21 protein-coding genes are annotated in these 19,996 nt (G+C 63.0%); 10 read left to right on the top strand and 11 right to left on the bottom strand.

Features of this window, described 5'->3' with window-relative positions:
• Positions 1-63: 63 nt before the first annotated feature.
• Positions 64-1,452 (top strand): glutamate--cysteine ligase, encoded by a 1,389-nt coding sequence (locus IYW40_RS20570; RefSeq protein ID WP_196402070.1) that lies wholly within the window; start codon positions 64-66, stop codon positions 1,450-1,452.
• A gap of 26 nt (positions 1,453-1,478) precedes the next feature.
• Here IYW40_RS20570 and IYW40_RS20565 read toward each other — a convergent pair whose 3' ends face one another.
• Both IYW40_RS20565 and IYW40_RS20560 read right to left on the bottom strand, forming a co-directional pair.
• The gene (locus IYW40_RS20565) at positions 1,479-1,802 is read right to left on the bottom strand and encodes a hypothetical protein (RefSeq protein ID WP_196402069.1); all 324 of its coding nucleotides are present in this window, start codon (positions 1,800-1,802) and stop codon (positions 1,479-1,481) included.
• Between the two features lie 276 nt (positions 1,803-2,078).
• Complete coding sequence (locus tag IYW40_RS20560; RefSeq protein WP_196402068.1) at positions 2,079-2,840, bottom strand: 16S rRNA (uracil(1498)-N(3))-methyltransferase; 762 nt, start codon at positions 2,838-2,840, stop codon at positions 2,079-2,081.
• Positions 2,841-2,980: 140 nt separating this feature from the next.
• Between IYW40_RS20560 and IYW40_RS20555 the strand changes: the two genes are divergently transcribed.
• Both IYW40_RS20555 and ubiA read left to right on the top strand, forming a co-directional pair.
• Positions 2,981-3,430 carry a hypothetical protein gene (locus IYW40_RS20555; protein WP_196402067.1) on the top strand — a complete coding sequence of 150 codons (450 nt, stop codon included), beginning with the start codon at positions 2,981-2,983 and terminating at the stop codon, positions 3,428-3,430.
• Positions 3,427-4,383: a 4-hydroxybenzoate octaprenyltransferase gene (gene ubiA, locus IYW40_RS20550; protein WP_196402066.1), complete on the top strand. Its 957-nt coding sequence runs from the start codon at positions 3,427-3,429 to the stop codon at positions 4,381-4,383. Before IYW40_RS20555 ends, ubiA begins: the two co-directional genes overlap by 4 nt.
• A gap of 33 nt (positions 4,384-4,416) precedes the next feature.
• Here the strand turns inward: ubiA and IYW40_RS20545 are convergent, their stop codons facing one another.
• The 4 genes from IYW40_RS20545 to IYW40_RS20530 all read right to left on the bottom strand — a co-directional run bounded on the left by IYW40_RS20545 (position 4,417) and on the right by IYW40_RS20530 (position 7,763).
• Positions 4,417-4,620: a hypothetical protein gene (locus IYW40_RS20545; protein WP_123175821.1), complete on the bottom strand. Its 204-nt coding sequence runs from the start codon at positions 4,618-4,620 to the stop codon at positions 4,417-4,419.
• Between the two features lie 43 nt (positions 4,621-4,663).
• Positions 4,664-5,764, bottom strand: coding sequence for an ABC transporter permease (locus tag IYW40_RS20540; protein ID WP_196402242.1), 1,101 nt, complete (start codon positions 5,762-5,764; stop codon positions 4,664-4,666).
• 83 nt (positions 5,765-5,847) lie between these two features.
• Positions 5,848-6,777: an ABC transporter ATP-binding protein gene (locus IYW40_RS20535; RefSeq protein ID WP_196402065.1), complete on the bottom strand. Its 930-nt coding sequence runs from the start codon at positions 6,775-6,777 to the stop codon at positions 5,848-5,850.
• Positions 6,774-7,763 (bottom strand): HlyD family efflux transporter periplasmic adaptor subunit, encoded by a 990-nt coding sequence (locus IYW40_RS20530; protein WP_196402064.1) that lies wholly within the window; start codon positions 7,761-7,763, stop codon positions 6,774-6,776. Before IYW40_RS20530 ends, IYW40_RS20535 begins: the two co-directional genes overlap by 4 nt.
• Positions 7,764-7,936: 173 nt before the next feature.
• Here IYW40_RS20530 and IYW40_RS20525 point away from each other — a divergent pair, with 173 nt between their 5' ends.
• Positions 7,937-9,613 carry an electron transfer flavoprotein-ubiquinone oxidoreductase gene (locus IYW40_RS20525; protein WP_196402063.1) on the top strand — a complete coding sequence of 559 codons (1,677 nt, stop codon included), beginning with the start codon at positions 7,937-7,939 and terminating at the stop codon, positions 9,611-9,613.
• An 87-nt stretch (positions 9,614-9,700) separates the two neighbouring features.
• Positions 9,701-10,492: a YdcF family protein gene (locus IYW40_RS20520; protein ID WP_196402062.1), complete on the top strand. Its 792-nt coding sequence runs from the start codon at positions 9,701-9,703 to the stop codon at positions 10,490-10,492.
• 154 nt (positions 10,493-10,646) lie between these two features.
• Here IYW40_RS20520 and IYW40_RS20515 read toward each other — a convergent pair whose 3' ends face one another.
• On the bottom strand, positions 10,647-11,432 hold the full coding sequence (locus tag IYW40_RS20515) for a response regulator transcription factor (RefSeq protein WP_175092766.1): 786 nt from the start codon (positions 11,430-11,432) through the stop codon (positions 10,647-10,649).
• Between the two features lie 793 nt (positions 11,433-12,225).
• On the opposite strand from IYW40_RS20515, the gene IYW40_RS20510 reads away from it, so the two are divergent.
• A complete protein-coding gene (locus IYW40_RS20510; protein ID WP_196402061.1) occupies positions 12,226-12,618 on the top strand; it encodes a DUF1190 domain-containing protein in 393 nt (130 codons plus the stop codon).
• 16 nt (positions 12,619-12,634) lie between these two features.
• On the opposite strand, the gene IYW40_RS20505 is transcribed toward IYW40_RS20510, so the two are convergent.
• Positions 12,635-13,471: a DUF3108 domain-containing protein gene (locus IYW40_RS20505; RefSeq protein ID WP_196402060.1), complete on the bottom strand. Its 837-nt coding sequence runs from the start codon at positions 13,469-13,471 to the stop codon at positions 12,635-12,637.
• Positions 13,472-13,571: 100 nt separating this feature from the next.
• Positions 13,572-13,988 (bottom strand): hypothetical protein, encoded by a 417-nt coding sequence (locus tag IYW40_RS20500; protein ID WP_175092763.1) that lies wholly within the window; start codon positions 13,986-13,988, stop codon positions 13,572-13,574.
• A gap of 91 nt (positions 13,989-14,079) precedes the next feature.
• On the opposite strand from IYW40_RS20500, the gene sseA reads away from it, so the two are divergent.
• The 4 genes from sseA to IYW40_RS20480 all read left to right on the top strand — a co-directional run bounded on the left by sseA (position 14,080) and on the right by IYW40_RS20480 (position 18,252).
• The gene (sseA, locus tag IYW40_RS20495; protein ID WP_196402059.1) at positions 14,080-14,952 is read left to right on the top strand and encodes a 3-mercaptopyruvate sulfurtransferase; all 873 of its coding nucleotides are present in this window, start codon (positions 14,080-14,082) and stop codon (positions 14,950-14,952) included.
• Positions 14,953-15,135: 183 nt separating this feature from the next.
• A complete protein-coding gene (locus IYW40_RS20490) occupies positions 15,136-15,474 on the top strand; it encodes a P-II family nitrogen regulator (RefSeq protein ID WP_196402058.1) in 339 nt (112 codons plus the stop codon).
• Positions 15,475-15,579: 105 nt separating this feature from the next.
• The gene (gene glnA / locus IYW40_RS20485; RefSeq protein ID WP_196402057.1) at positions 15,580-16,989 is read left to right on the top strand and encodes a type I glutamate--ammonia ligase; all 1,410 of its coding nucleotides are present in this window, start codon (positions 15,580-15,582) and stop codon (positions 16,987-16,989) included.
• Positions 16,990-17,280: 291 nt separating this feature from the next.
• A complete protein-coding gene (locus tag IYW40_RS20480; RefSeq protein ID WP_196402056.1) occupies positions 17,281-18,252 on the top strand; it encodes a phosphate ABC transporter substrate-binding protein in 972 nt (323 codons plus the stop codon).
• Between the two features lie 72 nt (positions 18,253-18,324).
• Here the strand turns inward: IYW40_RS20480 and IYW40_RS20475 are convergent, their stop codons facing one another.
• Together IYW40_RS20475 and IYW40_RS20470 are read right to left on the bottom strand one after the other, a co-directional pair.
• Positions 18,325-19,287, bottom strand: a complete 963-nt coding sequence (locus IYW40_RS20475; protein WP_196402055.1) for a class I SAM-dependent methyltransferase — start codon at positions 19,285-19,287, stop codon at positions 18,325-18,327.
• Between the two features lie 111 nt (positions 19,288-19,398).
• Positions 19,399-19,941, bottom strand: coding sequence for an extensin family protein (locus IYW40_RS20470; protein ID WP_246720936.1), 543 nt, complete (start codon positions 19,939-19,941; stop codon positions 19,399-19,401).
• Positions 19,942-19,996: the final 55 nt, after the last annotated feature.

Genomic DNA, 19,996 nt, shown 5'->3' with positions numbered 1-19,996 from the left:
CCCGCGAGGCGCATCCCGCGCCGCAATCGCGCGTCTTCCTCTAGCATGGAAAATTCCCCGTAGATGGCCCGCGACGTATCCGACACGACGCCGATCACGTCGCGCAACATGTTGGTCGAATGGCTCGAATCTGGCTCCAAGACCGGCGGCGCGCCGTTGCTTATCGGCACGGAGCACGAGAAAATCCCTTTCTATGCGGCCGACGATTCGCCGGTCCCCTATGAGGGCTCCGGAGGCCAGGGCGGCGTGCGGGCGCTGCTAGAAGGCCTGCGCGACACGCTCGGCTGGGCCCCCATCCTCGACCGAGACGCGCTGATCGGCCTCTATCAGTCCGATGGCGGCGGCGCGATTTCGCTCGAGCCCGGCGGACAATTCGAACTCTCCGGGGCTCCTCTGGCCGACGTCCACGCCACGCATGACGAGCTCGACGCGCATTTCGCGGCCCTTGCGCCCGTGGCGCGAGCGCTGGGCGTGCGGTTCCTTGATCTTGGTTGCAGTCCGAAGTGGTCCCGCTCGGAGACGCCGACGATGCCCAAGCAGCGCTACGCCATCATGCAGGCCTACATGCCGAAAGTTGGCGCGCTCGGGCTCGATATGATGTTTCGCACCGCAACCGTGCAGGTCAACCTCGACTTCGTCGACGAGGCCGACATGGTTCAAAAAACGCGCGTCGGCCTCGCTTTACAGCCGCTCATCACCGCGATGTTCGCCAATTCGCCGTTTCTCGACGGCAAGCCGACCGGCCGGCTGTCGCAACGGTCCTACATTTGGCTCGACACCGATCCCGACCGAACCGGCATGCTGCCCTTCGCCTTCGAGAAGGGATTCGGCTTCGAACGCTACGTCGACTATGCGCTCGACGTGCCGATGTATTTCGTCAAACGCGGCGACGTCTATCACGACGTGGCGGGAGCGAGCTTTCGGGACTTGATGGAGGGCCGCCTTCAGCAACTTCCTGGCGAGCGCGCCACAATGTCCGACTGGGCCAATCACCTCTCGACGATCTTTCCGGAGGTGAGGTTAAAGACCTATCTCGAAATGCGTGGCGCGGACGCAGGCCCGCGCGCCCATTTCACCGCCCTTCCCGCGCTTTGCGCCGGTCTGTTCTATGACGCCGCCGGGCTCGATCAGGCGCGCGAACTGACGAAGGAGTGGAGCGCCGCCGCGCGTCAGGCGCTACGCGCGGATGTGCCCGGTCTGGCGCTCGATGCGAGAATCGAGGGCCGTAGCCTGCGCGACGTCGGGCGCGACGTTCTTGCGCTGGCGAAGGTCGGATTGCGCCGGCGCGCCCGCCTTGACGCCAAAGGGCGCGATGAGAGCGTTTTTCTTGCGCCGCTGGAAGCAATTCTCGAAGACGGACGCACCTTGGCACAGCGGCGCTTGGACGCCTATTACGGCGGGTGGGGGCAGTCGATCGACGCCGCCTTCACCGACTGCGTGCTTCCGCAATAATATTGGAGCCGGCGCCGACGCGATGGTTAGCGTGGGAAGAGGTCGTGCAACCCGAAGGGCGCCATCGGCGGCAGCGAGGAACGCGCGGCGGCATGCTGCATGCCGTCCCGGCGCATATCCGTGTAACCCAATGGGGCGACAGGGGTGCGAGGCATAGAGACGCGGACGTGACCGCCGAGCCGAACACAACCGTTTGACCCCGCGACTGCGACATAATCGGCGCCATATCGCGCGCATTGGCTGACATTATCGGCATGCGCCGGCGAAACGGCGATGGCCGTAAGCGCGATGGCGCCGAAAAAGCCCGCCGGCAGAAGACGGATACGGCGGCTGATGTTGTCTAGGGTCATGAGTTTTGGGCCTCATTTCCGAAAGTTCGCGCGCGTCGCGCGAGATTTCCGGAGCCTTGCGATCCCGACGGAGCCTTGCGATCCCGACAATTCTCGATACGCCGTAATTGCGCTGGCGGCGACGAGAACCTCCTCGCCTTCGAGCGGCGCATTCCGGCGCTGCAAATCCAACTAGAGCCAAACATCGTGGCAGGATCGTGTCTTGGACGCCCACGGGCGAAACCTATCGGCGCCACATGAGAACTACCCTTTATTTTCTATTTATTTATTTTTGGTTTAGACGGCGGCCGTCCGAGAACGCCAATCGCCGATCGCGGCCTGGACGATCGCCAGAGCCGCGACGGCGGCGGTGTCGGCGCGCAGCACGCGCGGTCCGAGCGAAAGGCGCGCGACGTTCGGCAGACCGGCGATGGCGGCCCGTTCGGCGTCATCGAAGCCGCCTTCCGGTCCAATGAGCACGCTCACGCCCTCTCGCGCCGTACGGCCCTCGAGCGCGTCCAAGGGGTTGGCGAGCGCGGCGCGTTCGTCGCAAAAAACCAAGAGCCGCCGCGCCGGCCAACGCGCTATAAAATCGGGGAGTTCGACGGCGGCTGCGACTTCGGGCACGGCCAGCACGCCGCATTGCTCGGCGGCCTCGATGACGTTGGACTCGAGCCGCCCCGTGTTGAGCCGGCGGACCTGGGTTCGGCGCGTCATCACCGGCAGGAGACGGCCGGTGCCCATCTCCGTCGCCTTCTGCGCCATGTAGTCGAGCCGCGCCTGCTTTAGGGGAGCGAAACAATAATCGAGATCGGCGCGTTCGGTCTGGGGGCGTAGCCGCTCGCCGACGCGTAATATTGCGGAGCGTCGTGAGACGTTCGCGAGCGTCGCGCGAAACTCGCCGTCGCGGCCATTGAACAGATGGATCGCGGCGCCCTCCCGCATGCGCAGGACATTGAGCAGATAGTTCGACGCCTCAGCTGAAGGCGCGAGTTCGACATCCGGCGCGAGATCGTCACGAACGAACAAGCGCTGCGCAGAAAAATCGTAAGCTGACACAATGGCTTCCCAAGCGGAGACGCGAGCGCAAGGCGCGCTCGCCATGAAGCCGCCGCTTTGTTGCGTGCAGGTTCGCCAAAACTTGCGTCGCCGGCAAGCCTGCTGGTAATGCTGCGAGCCTGATGAGCGGACCAAGACACATGATCATCGGCGCTGTCGATATTTCTCGCGCTCTCGCGCGACTTTCGCTGTTTGCGATGCTGCTCGCCTCTACCGGCGCGCATGCGCAGCAAGCCTGTCAGGAAGACTTCCGGAAGCTCACCGAGAAGCGCATGGCGGGAATCGAGGCGCTCAACACGCTCGGAAAGGCTGGCAAGGGCAAGATGGATCCCGAAGCCGCCTGCCCCGCGGCGAAACGTCTCGTCGCCGTCGAAACCGAGATGATGAATTACATCACCAAGAACAAGGAATGGTGCAACATTCCTGACAATGTCGCCGACGGCTTCAAGGAAGCGCGCGCCAAAACTCAGGGCTTCGCGTCGCAGGCCTGCGCGGCCGCAGCGAAGATGAAAGAGATGCGCGATCAAGCGGCGGCTGGGGGCGGCGGCGGCATGATGGCGCCGCCAAAGTTGCCTGCCGGACCGCTGTGAGCATAAGGCGAAGCGGCGAGTCGGCGGGAGCGACCGCGCTGCCCGACGCCATCGCGGATCATCCGTTACTGCGCCGCGCGCCGCCAGCATTCCTGCCCTATATCCAGCTTGCGCGCCTCGATCGGCCCATCGGCTGGTGGCTGCTGCTGCTTCCCTGCTGGGAAGCGAGCGCGCTCGCCTCAGTCGCATTGGGGGAGGCGCCTAACCTCTGGCATCTGACGCTGTTTTTCATTGGCGCCGTCGCCATGCGCGGCGCCGGCTCGACCTATAATGATTACGTTGATCGCGAGATCGACGCCAAGGTGGAGCGCACGCGCCTGCGGCCGCTCGCCAGCGGGCGCGTCACGCCTGCGGCGGCGGTGGGCTTCCTCGTCGCGCAATGCCTCGTCGGGCTCGCGGTGCTTGTGTCGTTCAACGGTCTCACGATCGGTCTTGGACTGATATCTCCGCTGATCGTGTTGATTTATCCCTTCGCCAAGCGCTTCACGTCCTGGCCGCAGGCGATCCTCGGATTAGCCTTCGCCTATGGCGCGCTGCTCGGCTGGACGGCGCGCACGGGCGAACTCGGCGCGCCGGCGCTTTTTCTCTATGCGGCGGCGATCTCATGGACGATCGGTTTCGACACGATATACGCGCTCCAGGACATGCGTGACGACGCGATCGTCGGCGTGCGCTCCACGGCGCGACTGTTCGGACCGCGGGTGCAATTGGCGGTCGGCGCGCTCTACGCCGTGTCCGCCGCATGCGCCGCTTTCGCCGTTTTTCTGGCGGGCGGCGGGTGGTTCGCCTATGCCGGAGTCGCCGCCTATGCGACGCATCTCGCCTGGCAGACCGCGCAGACCCGAGAAGATGTCGCGCCGATCACCGCTCTGCGCCTGTTCCGCTCAAATCGCGACGCCGGTCTGTTGCTATTCGCAGGCTTTTTTGCGCAGAGCCTCGCCTTTCTTTTCTAGAGGGCCTCGGGCGACGCGCGATGCGGAACCGCTCTACTTCTCGAGCTCCTTTTTGCGATCGACGCAAGAATCGATTTGTTTCTTGTCGAGCTCCCAATAGGAGCCGCCGCAAAGCGCCTCGTAGCGACTGCTGACGAAGAAGGACCAGATGTAATAGCCGGTCAGCACCACCGCGGCGACGGCGGCGATTTTCATGATGAAGTTGAATCGCGCTTCCGCGTCTTGGGTGTCCGACATTGTTTGTCTCCGCGCCAAAGTTAAGCCGCCGAAAATTGGGCCGTCAGTCCAGCGTCTGCCGGAAACGCATCACCGCGACGCTCATCGCAACAAGCGTAAAGGCCGCAAGCGCCCCGGCGTCGACGGCGAGATCGCCGAAGTTAGAGCCCTTCAACATCACCGAGCGCACAATGCGCAGATAATGGGTGAGCGGCAGCGCCTCGCCCGTATATTGCGCCCACATCGGCATTCCGTGGAAAGGAAAAAGGAAGCCCGAAAGAAGCATGCTCGGCAGAAAAAAGAAGAAGGTCATCTGCATCGCCTGCAGCTGATTTACCGCGACCGTCGAGAAAGTGTAGCCCACCGACAGATTGGCGACGATAAAAAGCAGAGTCAGCACGGTGAGCGTAAAGAGCGAGCCGACCACCGGCACCTGAAACAACAAGGAAGCGACGATGAGGATCGTCGACATCTGCACGGCGCCGACGACCACATAGGGCGCGATCTTGCCGAGCATGATCTCGACCGGGAGTATCGGCATGGCGAGCAACGCCTCCATCGTTCCCCGCTCGATTTCCCGCGTCACCGACATCGCCGTATACATCAGCATCGTCATGGTGAGAATCGTGCCTATCAGTCCGGGCACGATATTGCGGCGCGTCTCTCCGGCCGGATTGTAGCGCCGATGCACGCGGATCTCGTAAGGCGGCGCATTCTGCGCAAGCGACGCCAGCGGTCCGGTCAGTTCACGGTCGAGCGCCTGATTCGCGGCGCCAAGCGCGGCGGCGACCGCGCCCGCCGTCGCCGTCGGGTCCGTGGCGTCGGCGATGAGAAGCAGCCCGGGTTTTTCGCCGCGGACGAGCTGGCGAGAGAAATCGGGCGGAATTTGAATGACGAATTGCACCTTGTTCGAGAGGATCAATTTGTCGGCGTCGGCCTCGCCGCGCGCGACATATTTGATGTTGAAATAATCGGTGGCGCGCAAGGCGCCGATCAACGCGCGCGCGATCGGGCTGTCGTCGCCCGTCAACACCGCGGTCGGCAGATGTTTGGGATCGGTGTTGATCGCATATCCAAAGAGCATCAGCTGAATGAGCGGAATGCCGACGATCATCGCGAAGGTCGGCCGGTCGCGCCGAAGCTGAATGAATTCCTTGACGAACATCGCGACGACACGCTGCCAGGACTGCGCGAGCGGGCCGCGGCGCGCCGGACGCGGGACGACGCTCGGCGGGTCTTCCTGCGTGCTCACGGGTCGGCTCCAGCGCGAGTCATCAAATCAATGAACACGTCTTCGAGCGATGGCTCGTCGCGTCTCCAATGATGAACGCCTTCGGCGCTATAGCGATCCGCGACGCGCTCCATCGCCGCCTCATCGCGGCCGCCGACATGCAGCGCCGAGCCGAAGCGCGCAACCATGTCCACGCCGGGTTGACGTTTCAATTCGCGGCTGAGCAGATCGAGGCCTTCGCCCGTCACGACCCAGGTCGAGAGATTCGCGCCGGCGATAATCTCCGGAATCGTGCCCGAAGCGAGCAGCCGCCCATTGGCGATATAGGCGATCCGGTGACAGCGCTCCGCTTCGTCCATGTAGTGCGTCGAGACGAGCACCGTTAAGCCTTGCGTCGCCAGATGATGGATCTCGTCCCAGAAGTCGCGTCGCGCCTTCGGATCGACCCCCGCGGTCGGTTCGTCGAGGAGGAGCAGCGACGGGCCAGGCAAGATGCATGCGCCAAGCGCCAGACGCTGTTTCCAGCCGCCGGACAGCTCGCCGGCGAGTTGGTCGGCGCGCGCGACGAGGCCGAGGCGCTCGAGCGCCGCTTGAGCCGCGTCCTCCGGCGCTTCGAGACCGTAAACGCGCGCGACGAACTCCAGATTTTCGCGAATGGTGAGGTCGCGATAAAGCGAAAAGCCCTGCGTCATATAGCCGACATAGCGCTTGATCTCTTCCTGCTGCCGGCGAATGTCGTAGCCAAGACATTCGCCCTCGCCCGAATCGGGCGTCAGCAGGCCGCAGAGCATGCGGATCGTCGTCGTCTTGCCGCTGCCGTTCGGGCCGAGAAAGCCTTGGATGTGACCGCGCGCCACCTGCAGCGTGAAATTGTCGACGACCTTTTTGGCGCCGAAGGATTTGGTGAGCCCACGCACATCGATCGCGATGTCGCTCTCAGCGCTCACGGCGCCGCTCCCGTCGACTCCGGCGCCGGCCCGATGGCGACCGGCATGCCAAGGGGCAACGCGCGCGCCGCGCCTTCGAGCCGCGCTTCGGCCTTAAAAACGAGTTTTGCGCGCTCCTTGTCGCTGAAGATCACGGGGGGCGTGTATTCCTGCCGGCTGGCGATATAGCTGACGCGCCCAAAGAGATCATCGGCGCAGCCGTCGCAGGTGACGCGCATCCGCTCGCCCAGCGAGATCTTCGGCAGCTCCGGCTCTGAAATGAAGAAGCGCACCTTGCGATTATCGGGCGGCAATAGCGCAACGACCGGCTGACCAGCGTTGACGATCTCGCCGGGGCGGAAAAAAATGTCTTGCACGACGCCGTCGGCGGGCGCGACAACGCTCTGGCGCTTGATGCGGATGTTCAGCGCGTCGAGTTGCGCGCGCGCCTGTTTCAGACTGGCTTCAGCGGCTTCAATCTCCTGCGAGCGACTCGCCATGCGCGAAGCCTGAACCTGCCGGCGCGCTTCCTCCACGCTCGCCTCATCGCGCGCTCGGGCCATTTCGGCGCGATCTAGCGCGGCCTTCGCGACATGACCTTTGGCGTATAGTTTTCGCTGCCGCTCGTAATCAGCGCGGGACAATTCGAGGGCGGCCTCGGCGCGCTCCAGCGCGGCCTGCAGAACGGCGATCTGCTCGGGCCGATTCATCGCCGCCTGCAGATTTTCGACTTGCGCCTCGAGTTGGGCGAGGCGCGCCGACGACTCGTCGCGCACGCGATCGAGAAGCGTCGTCGACATCGTGAACAGCGGATCGCCCTGTTTGACCTGAGCGCCGGCCGAAACCGCGAGGCTCGCGACCCTCTCGGTCTCGTAAGGGCCGATGTAGAGCATCTCTCCTTCGACATAGCCCAGAAAGACATCGGCGAGAATCGCCGGACGATAGGCGACGCGCCAAACGACGACGGCGAGGAGCGCCAGCGCGATGAAGACCGCGAGACGCTTCATGCGGCGGGGGCGTAGAGCGGGTCGAGCATGGCCGGATTATGCACCTTCCCCGCCGCGCGACGAAACCTTGCCGCGAGGCGCCTCCAAAAGCCCCTCCCAAGGCGAAACTCCTTTTGCCGCGGCGGCGGCAAAAAGGCTAGAATGCCTCCAAGAAAAGGCAAAAGGGATTGAAAATGGCTGAAGATACGGAGCTGCCGCCACGCGAATCTATGGAATATGACGTGGTCGTGGTCGGCGCGGGCCCGGCCGGCCTCGCCGCGGCGATTCGCTTGAAGCAAGTTGCGCCGGATCTCTCCGTCGTGGTCATCGAGAAAGGCTCCGAGCCCGGCGCGCATATTCTCTCCGGCGCGGTCATTGATCCAATCGGCCTTGACCGGCTTCTGCCCGAGTGGCGCACGCGCGACGACGCACCGCTGAAGACGAAAGTGCATGAGGACCATTTCCTGTTGCTGTCGGAAAAAGCCAGCATTCGCATTCCTAATATTTTGATGCCGCGGCTGATGAACAATCACGGCAATTTCATCGGCTCGCTCGGCAATGTCGTGCGCTTTCTCGCGTCGGAAGCGGAAAACCTTGGCGTCGAGATCTATCCCGGATTCGCCGGCGCCGAAGTTCTTTACGGCGACAAGGGCGAAGTCGTCGGCGTCGCGACCGGCGACATGGGCGTGGGACGCGACGGCAAACCCAAGGACAGCTTCACCCGCGGGATGGAACTCAAAGGCAAATATACGATCTTCGCCGAAGGCGCGCGCGGTTCGCTCACCAAGCAGTTGCTGGCCAAATACGACCTTTGCGCAAACAGCGAGCCGCAAAAATTCGGCATCGGCTTCAAGGAGCTTTGGCGCATTCCGAAGGAGAAGCACAAGGATGGACTTGTGCAGCATTCCTTCGGCTGGCCGCTTGCGGCCGATACTGGCGGCGGCTCTTTCCTCTATCATTTCGACGACGATCTCGTGTCGATCGGGTTCGTCGTGCATCTCAACTATTCAAATCCGACGCTCTCTCCCTTCGACGAGTTTCAGCGCTTCAAGACGCATCCGATGATCGCGCCGACGCTCGAAGGCGGCGAACGTCTGTCCTATGGCGCGCGCGCGCTGACGGAAGGCGGGTGGCAGAGCGTGCCAAAGCTCGTCATGCCGGGCGGCGCGCTGGTCGGCTGCGCCGCGGGCTTCATGAACGTGCCGCGCATCAAAGGGTCCCACAACGCCATTGTTTCGGGCATTCTTTGCGCCGATCATATCGCGGCGGCGATCGGCGAAGGCCGCGCGCATGACGCGGTCGACGCCTATGACTCCGCCTGGCGCGCATCCGAGATCGGCCGCGATTTGAAGCCCGTGCGCAACGTGAAGCCGCTTTGGTCAAAATACGGCACCTATGTCGGCGCGCCGCTCTTTGGTCTCGACATGTGGACGAATGAGCTGTTCGGCTTTTCCTTCTTCGGCACGCTCAAGCACGGCAAGGCCGATTACGAGACCTTGAAGCCGCTCTCGGAAGTCACGCCGATCGTCTACCCGAAACGCGCCAGCGCGGTCGCCTTCGACAAGCTGTCGTCGGTGTTCGTCTCGAACACCAATCACGAGGAGGATCAGCCGGTTCATCTGAAGCTTGCCGATCCCGCGATTCCGATCGCGCGCAATCTCCCGATCTACGGCGAGCCCGCGCGACTCTATTGCCCGGCGGGCGTCTACGAGGTGGTCTTTGCCGATGAGGAGACGCGCCGCGATCCGCGCTTTGTGATCAACGCGCAGAATTGCGTGCACTGCAAAACGTGCGACATCAAGGATCCGGCGCAAAATATCACCTGGGTTCCGCCGGAAGGCGGCGGCGGACCGAACTATCCGAATATGTGACCGGTCGCAGCGAAGGGAATGGCGCCGTTAAGCGGCAGCATTCGGCGGATCGCGCGCCGATGATGCGACGAGGAGAAGCGTGAACCGATGTTCTTCATCGTCTCGAAAATCTTCGCGTTCGTTCTGGCGCCGGTCCACTTTTTCATTTTCCTCGCCGTCATCGGCGCGACGCTGCTGTTCACGCGCTGGAAAACTTGGGGACGCGCGCTCTCGACCGTCAGCGCGTTCGCCTTGCTGCTGATCGCCTTCGGACCGCTCGGCGGTCTCCTTGCGGGCCCGCTCGAAGCGCGTTTTCCCCCGCCGCCCGACGATATGCCGGCGCCCGACGGCATCATCGTTCTCGGCGGAACGATCGACGAGCGGCTGAGCGCCAGCCGCGATCGTCCGACGCTGGTCGACGCCGCCGAGCGCCTGACCGCGCCGATCGCGCTCAAACGCAAATATCCCAATGCGCGTCTCGTCTTTACCGGCGGCTCCGCCGCGCCGCAGGCTTCGCCCTACTCTGAAGCCGACGCCGTGCAGCGTTTCTGGCGTGAGATCGGACTCGATCAGGGCGACGTTCTCTACGAGCGCCGCTCGCGCAATAGTTACGAGAACGCCGTCTTCACGCGCGAACTGCTTGGCCCCAAGCCTGGCGCGCGTTGGCTGCTCGTCACCTCGGCGATTCACATGCCGCGCGCCGTCGGCGTGTTCCGCCAGGCGGGCTTCGACGTGATCGCCTATCCGGTCGACTATCGCACCAGCGGCGACTCTGGGCTCGAATTCCCGCGTTTCGCGACGAAAGCGCTCGGACTTGTGGAATTCGCCGCGCATGAGTGGGCGGGACTGGTCGCCTATCGGCTGACCGGAAAAAGCGACGCGCTGTTTCCCGCGCCATAGTCCGGCCATTGCCCATAGAGGGCGCCGCCCATGCGCGCCTAAAGCGCGGCTCGCGAAAAAGCGCGAACCGGTTTTTCGCGTTGAGCGCGCTCTAACCTTTTGGACTCGATCAATTTATCTGCATTTGGGCGATTCCGCCCAAATGCAGCGTGATCTAGTCCGAACGGTGCCGTCTTCCGCGCGACGCCCCGGCGGGCTCCATGCTGCGCCCGCCGGCCCCGCCTGGATATGCGCCGTGCTTCATCTCCAGGAAGAGCGCGATCGCCTGCGCCCGATTGCGCACATCGAGCTTTTCGAAAAGATTGCGCAGATGGAATTTGATGGTGTTGATCGAGACGCCGAAATCCTTGGCGAGCTGACTGTTGGTGTGGCCGGAGCCGAGCGCCGATAACAGGCTCCGCTCCCGTAGGGTTAGATTTTCCAGCGGGTCGCTCCGCATCTTGCGGATGTCGACGAAGGGAAACACCATGTCGCCCGCCGCCACCGCGGCCAACACATCCAGAAGCCTCTCCGGCGGCGCGCGCTTGGAGACGAAGCCTGCGCCGCCAAGCTGCAGAGTTTCGGCCGGCGCGGCAGGATCATTGGTGCCGCTGTAGACGACGATCTTGGGCGCCGCGACTTGCCGCGACAGCGCGCGCAAGACGTCGCGGGCGTGCAGCGTCGGCAATTGCCAGCCGATGACGGCGATCGTGAATTTCTGCTGACGCGCCGCTTCGAGAAATTCTTCGCCGTCCGTCAGCTTCGCCACAAGTGTGAACCGGCGGTCGTCCGACAGCAGCTTGTCCAGCCCAGCGAGGATCAGCGGGCTCTTATCGGCGATGGCGACGTCGATACGATCCGCCTCCGCCGTCGCGCGGACGCCGTCGGCGCCATTGGGCCGAGCGGCGCGCGCGCCGTCCCTGTGGTCATTCGCGGCCCTGATCGAAGAGGTAGGAGCCATTCAGCCTCCGCCGCTGCGCGAAGCGCAGCGTATTGGTCGAGATCGCCCCGCACTGGCCTTGGACGCACCCCAATCCTGGAGCCCGGCGGGTCCGGCGCGCCCTGCCCGTTAGAGGTGGGAGCGTAGGTCACAATACCGCAGGCTCCCACGGATGCAAGCCTCTTTGCGCGCGCCGAACGCGGGCGAGCAGACAAACGAAAACGGCGCGCTGGCCCAAGGCCAGCGCGCCGCGTTTTGAATGCTGAAGCTTGTTTTTAGTCGCTGAACACCCAGCGGGCGGCGAAATACGCGGCCGCGCCGATGACGATGATCGCGATCATGCCGACCGGGGTCGCTGCATAGCTCGTCAGTTCAAGAATAGCGCCCATAGTTTCCTCCTTCTGTCACACACACTGCCGGTTTCGCCACTAGCCGAGATTCAGGCTGCAATCCGCGACCGCGGCGTTGCTTTCTTCGTCGAATTGGTCAAGTGGAAAGCATGGCTGACGTCGGCCCGCCTCGGTTTTGGTTCAACGTCGACCTCACCTAGGCGGGAACGCGTCTGCATCGCTTATTCGGCCCTAGCCGCGTCCGGAGAGCTATAATGCTCGCAGCTCTCGGCCGCGGTTCCGAAATGCGGTGGTTTCGGAGTATTGCAGACGCAAAGCGCTGTCAAGCGACCGACAGGGCCGCCGCTGCGCTGCATCGCCGCATCAAAGCTCATACAAGCGCTCAGTTTGCGCTTGCCGCCGCTGCGCGCCGACGACTATCTATCGGAGCGCGGCAACAGTCCATCTCGCGAGCGTGACGTCCGATGTTCAAGTTTTTCATCATTGCTGTCGCTGTCGCTGCTGCAGGATTTTCAGCCTACTACGCGTTCCGACGCTCGCCCGTCTGTTCCGCCGACGGCAAATATATGGCGACGCAAAGCGACTGCGAGGCCTGGGGCTTCAACTCCGACGTCTGCAAGCAGGCGATCGAAAAAGCGCGCGCCGTCGTGGCGCGGGCGGCGCCAAAAAGCGAAACGATGTTTCAGTGCGAGGTGCGCTTCTCGGATTGCTTCGAGGCGCAGGACGGAGGCTTTTCGCCGCGCCCGTCATTCTGTCTGCGCCCGAATAAGGGCGCCGACCCGCTGGAAGTCAGATATCTCGAATATGAATCCGACCGCATGAACCGGAAAAAGACCAAGGAAGTTCGCGTCGAGTGAAATCGGCCGAAGCCGGTCAGCGCCTGAAATCGGCGCGGCGCTGCTCGATCTGGAAATCCGACGCGTCGATGACGAGCTTGCCGGCGGCGGTGCCGATCGCGATGTGAATCGGCACCACGACCCGCGCGTCGGGAAGCGGCGCGAGCCAGACGCTGATGTCGTTATTGTTCGCCATATAGCGCGTCGCGGAGCTGTCGGGGCGATGCCCGGCGATCGGGGTATAACGCGCCGAACATACGGTGACGGGGCCGGCATAACCTCGCGTTTGCGCCGTGTGATCGCCCGCATAGGCGAGCTCCACGTCGAAACGCGTCACGCCGTCAAAAACGGAAATGGTTCGGTTGCACGCCGAAGGACCCGTGAGTTCCTCTCCAGGCGGCACGCGCATGATCAGCGCGCTGACCGGATCCACGACGTGGCGCTTGGCGCTTTCCGTCACGGGGACGCGCGCTTCGGCGTCCCAGGGCGCGGGTCTCACCTCCACCGCGCGCACCGCGTTGCCGGCGAGCGACATGCGCACGGTGCGCGTCTCGTCGCTGTTCGAGGTGGTGTTGGCGTAATTTGCCGGCGACGGACCGCCGGCGGTCAGGCCGCCGCTCGCGCTGGCGGCCCCCTTGGCGTTGTTAATGAGATTGGCGAGCCCCGTCGTCCGCATCGAGATCTCAACGCGGTAGTTCTGCGCGTCGACGATGCCGGAAGCGGATGCGCTGCCGATGGAGAGCCCCATGAGACTCAGGGCGTAGTGCGCCCTGAGCATCTCCGCGGCGGCGGGCGCGCAGAGCGCTACCGACATCGCTGCGGCGGCGCAGCCGCCGCGCGCCGCAAGGCAAGAAAGCCGGGCGGCCGCTCTCATAGCCTCGAAGCGTCGCTCGGCGCAGACAATTCCTCGGAATTCTCGGTCGAACTCTCGGTCGAATTCTTGGTCGAATTCTTGGCGCGCGCGGCTCTGAGGCTCAGGCCCATTCTTGCCACCGTCCGTCGTCGAAAATGCGCCATGCCCGCAACCCCGCCTTTGCGACGACGAGCCGTCCCGCCTTCGCCTCGGCGACAAGATGCTTGAATACGAGAGGATTGCGCCAGGAAAACGGCTTTTCCGGGTCGCAGACCGCGTGGTATTCGTCGCTGTCCGGGTCGTCCATCAGCAGCGTGCCGACCTTGTCGGGTCGCAGTTGCGACGAAAAGCTGCGCTCATCTTTCCATCGGCAGTAGTAGTCGCGACACACGTCCGGACGCGTGTCATAAACGCCGCAGCCGCCCGTCAGCACGCAATGCTCGCAGAGCTTGCCCGCCGGCTTCTTGAATTCATCGATTTCAAGAACCTTGCAGCAGAAGAAGCAGGAGCCGCAGGCCTTGCCTGGAATGTCGAGCATGGATCAAGCGCCGATGGCGTGAGAATCGAATCGGCGTATTGTGAACGCCGGACCGCTGGATGCAAGCAGCGTCGGGCGCAGCGAGCGGACGATGTCGCGTAGAATTGATCCCGAAAAGCTTTTCGTCACCACGGCGTGGCTCGCAGAGCGTCTCGATGCGCCGGATCTCGTGGTCTTCGATGCGTCGTGGCACATGCCGGCGACTGGCCGCGACGCTCGCGCCGAGTTCCTTGCGAAGCATGTTCCCGGCGCGCAGTTCTTTGATATAGACGCGATCGCCGATCCGTCCACCGACTTGCCGCATATGTTGCCCACGCCCGAAGTCTTCGCGGCGGAAATGCGCCGGCTCGGATATGGAGATGGAATGCAGGCCGTCGTGTACGACAGCGTCGGCATATTTTCAGCGCCGCGTCTCTGGTGGACGCTTACCGTCTTCGGCGTGGAACGGGTCTCGATCCTTGCGGGCGGACTTCCTGCGTGGCAGGGCGAAGGCCGTCCGCTCGAACAGGGCGAGGCGCGCAAGAGAGCGCCGGCGGTTTTTACGCCCCGTTTCGACGCGAGCCTGGTCGCCGACGCGCAGGCGGTGCGGCGCGCGCTTGATCTCGGCGGGCCGCAGGTGGTCGACGCGCGCGGCGCGGAGCGTTTCCACGGATGGGCGCCTGAGCCGCGCCCGGGCCTACGCTCCGGCCACATGCCCGGCGCGCTGAACCTTCCATTCGGCAATGTCCTCGAAGGCGGAAGACTGAAGGACAAGCCCGGGCTCGAAGCGGCCTTTTCCTCGGCGGGCGTCAATCCCGACGCGCCGGTCATCGCCACCTGCGGCTCCGGGCTCACGGCTTGCCTCATCAGCCTCGCGCTCGCAGCGGCGGGGCGTCCGCCGGCCACGGTGTATGACGGCTCCTGGTCGGAATGGGGCGCCCGGGAAGACCTTCCTGCCATCGTCGACGATCGCAGCAGCGCCTAAAAACTAGGCTTATAGATTAAAATATGAGCATACAGTATATCAGATAGGCGCCAAGCCTAAGGTGGGCGCCGGAACTTTGGCCATGGCGCGACTAGGGCGGCAATGTTAGAAGCTCGGCGGCTCTTTCAGCAGAGCCAAAGTCGCTAGCGGGCCGGGGCTTAAGCTAAGCGCGCGGGGGATTTGATGAAAAAGGTCGAGGCGATCATTAAGCCGTTCAAGCTCGATGAAGTGAAGGAAGCGCTGCAGGCGGCGGGCCTCCAGGGGATTACGGTCACCGAGGCGAAGGGTTTTGGCCGTCAAAAAGGGCACACGGAGCTCTATCGCGGCGCCGAATATGTCGTTGATTTCCTACCGAAAGTTAAAATCGAGATCGTTCTTCCGGACGACGCCGTGGAGCGCGCCGTCGAGGCCATACGCACGGCGGCGCAGACGGGCCGAATCGGCGATGGCAAGATTTTTGTTTCCAACGTCGAAGGCGCGATCCGAATTCGCACCGGCGAGACCGGCGCGGACGCCATCTAGCACGAGCCCCCCATGAGCTTTCTCGCCAACATCTTCAGACGCTCCGCCGCGCCCAATACGAAAACAGCTAAACAGCAAGATCAGCAAAGAGAGGCATCGAACCACATGACAACGGCCAAGGACGTTCTTAAGCAGATCAAGGATAACGACGTTAAATACGTCGATTTCCGATTTACCGACCCGCGCGGCAAGTGGCAGCATGTGACGTTCGACGTTTCGATTGTCGATGAAGAAGCTTTGACCGAAGGCATCATGTTCGACGGCTCGTCGATCGCCGGCTGGAAAGCGATCAATGAATCGGACATGACGCTCCTTCCGGATCTGAATTCCATCGCCGTGGACCCCTTCTTCGCGGCGTCGACGCTCTCCGTCGTCTGCGACGTCGTAGAGCCCGCGACGGGCCAGCCCTACAACCGCGACCCGCGCGGCATGGCCAAGAAGGCGATGGAGCATCTGAAATCGACCGGCGTCGGCGACACGGCTTTTTTCGGTCCTGAGGCCGAATTCTTCGTCTTTGACGACGTGCGCTTTTCGACCGAGCCCTACGATACGGGCTTCACGCTCGATTCGACCGAGCTGCCCTCCAATAGCGGCACTGCCTATGAAGGCGGCAATCTCGGCCACCGCGTGCGCACCAAAGGCGGCTACTTCCCGGTGCCGCCGGTCGACTCTGCGCAGGACATGCGCAGCGAGATGCTCGCCGCCATGTCGGCCATGGGCGTCAAGGTCGAGAAGCACCATCACGAAGTCGCCTCCGCCCAGCACGAACTCGGTCTGAAGTTCGAGACGCTCGTCACGGTCGCCGACCACCTGCAGATCTACAAGTATGCGATCCATCAGGTGGCGCATTCCTACGGCAAGTCGGCGACCTTCATGCCGAAGCCGGTGTTTGGCGACAACGGTTCGGGCATGCACGTCCATCAGTCGATCTGGAAGGACGGCAAGCCGGTCTTCGCAGGCGACAAATACGCCGGCCTCTCTCAGGAGTGCCTGTGGTACATCGGCGGCATCATCAAGCATGCGAAGTCGCTGAACGCCTTCACCAACCCGTCGACCAACTCATATAAGCGTCTGGTTCCGGGCTATGAGGCGCCGGTGCTGCTCGCTTATTCTTCGCGCAACCGCTCGGCGTCGTGCCGCATCCCCTTCAGCTCCAACCCGAAGGCGAAGCGCGTCGAGGTTCGTTTCCCCGATCCGACGGCGAATCCCTATCTGGCCTTCGCCGCCATGCTGATGGCGGGCCTCGACGGCATCGCCAACAAGATCGATCCGGGCGGACCGGCCGACAAGGATCTCTACGATCTCCCGCCGGAAGAGTTGAAGGCCATCCCCACGGTGTGCGGCAGCCTGCGCGAAGCGCTCGAGAATCTCAAAGCCGACCATGCCTATCTGACGGCCGGCGGCGTCTTCAACGAGGACTTCATCAACTCCTACATCGACCTCAAGATGCAGGACGTGATGCGCTTCGAAATGACGCCGCATCCGGTCGAATTCGACATGTATTACAGCTACTGACGAACAGACGCGGCCGCGCCGTCGCGCACGGCCGCATCACGTCAAACCGGAAGGCGACGCCTCGCCTTCCGGTTTTTTTTTGCTTTTTTTCTTGAGCTGCACGCTGCGCGGCCGCGCCGTCGCATAGGCGTCACGCGCCTGTCATTTCGCCGAGCGAAATTGCGGCGAAAGCAAGAACGACTCACTGAACATCCGCCTTGAGGGCGATCCCCCAGCCGTTCCACGTCGATCGCGCACTTGCCGCCGCGAGGTGGTTTCGGCCGCAATGATTTGATGCAACGGAGAAAAGCCATGAAACTGCGAGCCCTCTCCGCCGCCATCGCCGCTTTGGTGGCTTTGACCGCCGGCGCTGTTGCGCTCGATATGGAGCTAACTCCGTACAAGGTCGTCAACGGACTGTCGGGAAAATTGAGGTCGGTCGGCTCGGACACGATGCATCACGAAATGGAGCTCTGGGCCGAAGGGTTTCAGTCGATCTACCCGAATGTGTCGATCGAACTTGTCGGCAAGGGCTCCAATACGGCGCCGCCGGCGCTCCTCTCGGGAGAAGCGCAACTCGGTCCAATGTCGCGACAAATGACGCCGGACGAGATCGCCGCCTTCCAAGCGAAATTCGGCTACAAGCCAACGGCGGTTCTGGTCGCGATCGACGCCCTCGCGATTTATGTCCATAAGGACAATCCGCTCCAATGCATCAGCATGGAGCAGATGGAACGGGTTTTTGCGGCCGATCCGAAAAGCGGCGGCGGAAAAAGCATCCGCACCTGGGGCGAGCTTGGTTTGACCGGCGAGTGGGCGGCCAAGCCAATCGCCATGTATAGCCGCAACACGCTTTCCGGCACTTACAAGTTCTTCAAACAGCATGTCTTGAGCGGCGCCGATTTCAAGGACGACATCAAGATGCAGGTTGGATCGGAAGCCGTCGTGAGCGCCGTCGGCGCCGACAAGTCTGCGATCGGCTATTCAGGCATCGGCTACAAGACGGCCGGAGTTCGCGCGGTTCCGCTGTCGTCGGGCAAGAGCTGCTATGACGCCTCCTTCGACAACACTTACTCGCGCAAATATCCGCTGGCGCGAGGCCTCTACGTCTATCTGCTGAAGGATCCCAAGAAGCCGATCGACACGCTGAGCGGCGAGTTCGTCACATATGTGCTTTCGAGAGATGGCCAGACCCAGGCGAAAAAAGGCGGCTACTATCCGATCACCCGCAACATTCGCGAGCACGAGCTGACGCGCCTCGGCCTACTCGCATCGGCGAGGTGAATTGCGACGGGTGAGACCGGTCTCCGTTTGACCGCGCTCACTTCGCCGAGTTCGTCCTGTCCGATCGTGCGCTCAAGGCTCGAGCGTGACGAGCTTGCCTTCTTCGGTCTCGACATGGACATAGCGCGGTCCGAACGACCGATAGCGGCCGCTCGCGATCGAGACGAAGTCGCAGAGCGGCAGTTGCGCCGCCTCCCCGGCGGGACGGGAAATGTAGAGGTCGGCGTGATAGAGGCCCTCCGCCTCTAGGTCATGCGTGTCTTTTCCGAGGGCCGCGAGAGTCTGCAACGTGCGCTCGAATTCATCGCCGTTTCGGAAGCGCCGCTGGATGAAGGTGGCCCCGTCGAGGTGTTCCGTGACGTAACCATGCTCGCCGAGAGCATGCGCGACGCCATCGAAAGGAAACATGCGCAGTACGAAGGAGATCACCCATGGCCGCCGCTTCATCTGCGCCAGCAGCTTGCGGAAAGTCGCTTCGCCCAGGTACCCGATGCAGCCCGTTGAGAGGATGACGTCCGCGCGGGAGACGATGCGCGCAGCGTCCGACGTCAACTCATTCTCCTCGAGATCGGCGATGACGCCGTCCGCGATCAGACCAACGCTTTTTGCGTAAAGGATCGCAGGCTCCGAGACGTCGAGGCCGATAAAGCTCGCCAGGCCGCGATCCGGCCAGGCCGCGAAATAATTGGCGTCGAGCCGCAACAAATCATCGGAGGATAGTTCCACCAGTTCGCGCCGTGCATATCGACGCCTCAGCGTATCGAAACTGAGCGGAAAACGGTGCACTGCGGCATTGATGCCGTACGAGCAACCGACGTCGAGAACGATGGGCTTTTTCCCGTCGGAAGCCTTGGCTGCGAGCACCTGACGAATGACGGGCGCCGCGACATCGGGAATCATGTAGTCCAACCCGCCCAGGACAGAATAGTACGACCTTGGGTCATCCATTACATAGATTTCGTCGAAGTTCGCCTTGGCTGTGTTGATCTCGCCATAGTCATCGATCACGATTCCAAGCCTCCCTGTGTTGTCCATCCGAAGTGACAACGCTGCATCGCTGCGGCGTGCCACGCCGGCGCGGCGCGTTCACCATGAAAGATGAACAGCACCTTAACGTTTCAGCGCAGGGAATTCTATTTTTTTCGACTATTGGCAGATTCGATAGCCGCCATTCGATCCATGGCGCTCGATGTCGAAATGAAGATGGCTCGCGTGATAGAGATCTGATCCAGGGCCAAGGACCGTGGTGAACCAGCCGCACGCCGCCGTTCGTAGCCCTCTGACGTAAGCGGTCGATTGAGCATCCGGCTGAGCGTCGACGGCGATCTTTCGACCGTCCGAGAAAACAAATGCGCCGACATCAAGAGCGAGCCCTTTGGCGTGCGCGCTCAGCTTGGCCCCGTTATCATGATTGCGGCCGCGGCATTCGTAGCCTGGACCTGTGTCAATCGCGACGAGCGACGCGCCCATCGTCCCGGCGCCGAGCGGCGCGAGCAGATTTTTCACATAATCGGAAAATTGCAGCGCGAAGGCGCACCCCAGCAGCGGCTTTGCGTTGAGCGCAACGCGCCGTATGCCGACCGTGACCGACGCGAGACGCACGGGCGCCTCGATCGCGCAACCGTCAAGCGCGCCGGCCGGCGCTTGGGCGGGTTCGAAAGCGACGCCAGCTGCGCGCAGATTCGCCATGCAATCCTCGGCGGACTGGGGCTCCACTTGCTGCGGCTTGGCCCCGACGGCAGGC

It is taken from the genome of Methylocystis sp. H4A, from assembly GCF_015709545.1.
GTDB classification, from domain to species: Bacteria; Pseudomonadota; Alphaproteobacteria; order Rhizobiales; family Beijerinckiaceae; genus Methylocystis; species Methylocystis silviterrae.
Note: the sequence above shows the minus strand (reverse complement) of the source record. Positions and strands in the feature narration are given on the sequence as shown.

Excerpts from the sequence above, each read along its gene's own strand:
- IYW40_RS20515 (WP_175092766.1), bottom strand. The coding sequence starts at position 11,432 with ATGGCTCCTACCTCTTCGATCAGGGCCGCGAATGACCACAGGGACGGC.
- IYW40_RS20525 (WP_196402063.1), top strand. The coding sequence starts at position 7,937 with ATGGCTGAAGATACGGAGCTGCCGCCACGCGAATCTATGGAATATGAC.
- IYW40_RS20500 (WP_175092763.1), bottom strand. The coding sequence starts at position 13,988 with ATGCTCGACATTCCAGGCAAGGCCTGCGGCTCCTGCTTCTTCTGCTGC.
- IYW40_RS20470 (WP_246720936.1), bottom strand. The coding sequence starts at position 19,941 with ATGGCGAATCTGCGCGCAGCTGGCGTCGCTTTCGAACCCGCCCAAGCG.
- sseA (WP_196402059.1), top strand. The coding sequence starts at position 14,080 with ATGTCGCGTAGAATTGATCCCGAAAAGCTTTTCGTCACCACGGCGTGG.
- IYW40_RS20545 (WP_123175821.1), bottom strand. The coding sequence starts at position 4,620 with ATGTCGGACACCCAAGACGCGGAAGCGCGATTCAACTTCATCATGAAA.
- IYW40_RS20475 (WP_196402055.1), bottom strand. The coding sequence starts at position 19,287 with ATGGACAACACAGGGAGGCTTGGAATCGTGATCGATGACTATGGCGAG.
- IYW40_RS20555 (WP_196402067.1), top strand. The coding sequence starts at position 2,981 with ATGATCATCGGCGCTGTCGATATTTCTCGCGCTCTCGCGCGACTTTCG.
- IYW40_RS20505 (WP_196402060.1), bottom strand. The coding sequence starts at position 13,471 with ATGAGAGCGGCCGCCCGGCTTTCTTGCCTTGCGGCGCGCGGCGGCTGC.
- IYW40_RS20530 (WP_196402064.1), bottom strand. The coding sequence starts at position 7,763 with ATGAAGCGTCTCGCGGTCTTCATCGCGCTGGCGCTCCTCGCCGTCGTC.
- IYW40_RS20510 (WP_196402061.1), top strand. The coding sequence starts at position 12,226 with ATGTTCAAGTTTTTCATCATTGCTGTCGCTGTCGCTGCTGCAGGATTT.
- IYW40_RS20490 (WP_196402058.1), top strand. The coding sequence starts at position 15,136 with ATGAAAAAGGTCGAGGCGATCATTAAGCCGTTCAAGCTCGATGAAGTG.
- glnA (WP_196402057.1), top strand. The coding sequence starts at position 15,580 with ATGACAACGGCCAAGGACGTTCTTAAGCAGATCAAGGATAACGACGTT.
- IYW40_RS20540 (WP_196402242.1), bottom strand. The coding sequence starts at position 5,764 with ATGTTCGTCAAGGAATTCATTCAGCTTCGGCGCGACCGGCCGACCTTC.
- IYW40_RS20570 (WP_196402070.1), top strand. The coding sequence starts at position 64 with ATGGCCCGCGACGTATCCGACACGACGCCGATCACGTCGCGCAACATG.
- IYW40_RS20565 (WP_196402069.1), bottom strand. The coding sequence starts at position 1,802 with ATGACCCTAGACAACATCAGCCGCCGTATCCGTCTTCTGCCGGCGGGC.
- IYW40_RS20480 (WP_196402056.1), top strand. The coding sequence starts at position 17,281 with ATGAAACTGCGAGCCCTCTCCGCCGCCATCGCCGCTTTGGTGGCTTTG.
- IYW40_RS20520 (WP_196402062.1), top strand. The coding sequence starts at position 9,701 with ATGTTCTTCATCGTCTCGAAAATCTTCGCGTTCGTTCTGGCGCCGGTC.